The sequence below is a fragment of the Psychrobacter sp. genome (assembly GCF_036731945.1).
Lineage (GTDB): Bacteria > Pseudomonadota > Gammaproteobacteria > Pseudomonadales > Moraxellaceae > Psychrobacter.
Genome location: NZ_DAINDI010000101.1, coordinates 1 through 1,001 on the forward strand (window position 1 = coordinate 1; position 1,001 = coordinate 1,001).

General features: G+C 42.2%; 1 protein-coding gene. It reads right to left on the bottom strand.

Translation table 11 applies throughout. The annotated features are described in order from the left end of the window. Window positions 1–655 (bottom strand): SDR family NAD(P)-dependent oxidoreductase (locus V7D75_RS13850; RefSeq protein ID WP_333615029.1); only part of this gene is annotated, 655 nt, incomplete at its 3' end. Window positions 656–1,001: the final 346 nt, after the last annotated feature.

Here is a 1,001-nt window from a genome sequence, read left to right on the forward strand (position 1 = left end):
CGCGAATACCTTTATCCTGACTCATTAAATTATTGGCTAAAGCACGGGTGAAAGATAAAATCGCGCCCTTAGTGGCGGCATAATCAATCAAATGGTCACTGCCGCGATAAGCGGTGATAGAGGTGGTATTGATAACCGAGCTACCCGCTGGCATGTGTGGTAAGGCAAATTTACTCAACCAAAAGTGCGGATAAAAATTGGTATGAATGGTTTTATCAAATTGCGCACTACTGATATCGGTGAGCGATTCTTGCTCAACCTGCATCCCAGCGTTGTTGACTAAAATATCAATTTTGCCGAACTCAGCGATGGCGGTATCGATTAGCTTTTGACAGTTAGCTTCTTCCGATAAATCTGACGCTATCAGCAGGCAGCGCTGCTGGTAAGACTCTACGTGCCTTTTGGTCATCTTAGCATCGTCATCTTCACATAAGTAGCTGACCACTACGTCCGCGCCTTCTTTGGCAAATAATATTGCTACTGCTTGCCCAATCCCGCTATCAGCGCCAGTGATAATAGCAACCTTTCCAGCAAGCTTGCCATTTGGATACTCTTTTGGCAGCACCTCAGGGCTTGGGTGCTGCTCTTGCTGCGAGCCTGGTAGCGACTGTTCTTGTTTCGGAAATTCTTTAGCAGATGATTTATCGTTACTCATAATATCCTCTTTTCATTACCGATTTATATAATAGGTTCAATGTAAAACCATTTCTGTGCAACTGGGATGAGTGTTTCGTCACCTCTACTGTAATGGCAGCAAGCAAGGAAAATTTAACCCAGTCGCACGTAGTCATTGATGTATCGCTTTCGATGTATCGTTTTTATTAATGCTACTTAAATGGATGTTGATGTAGATATCTTTAAATCATAAGCATTCTGGGATAAAAATCGAATGAACTTAGGTGACAATCTGTAGACAGCCTGTAATCTTGTCCTAACACTATCTATCTCTAAATATCTGCCTATAAAAAATAGACAAAAAAACGCCCCATCAATCAAAGCCG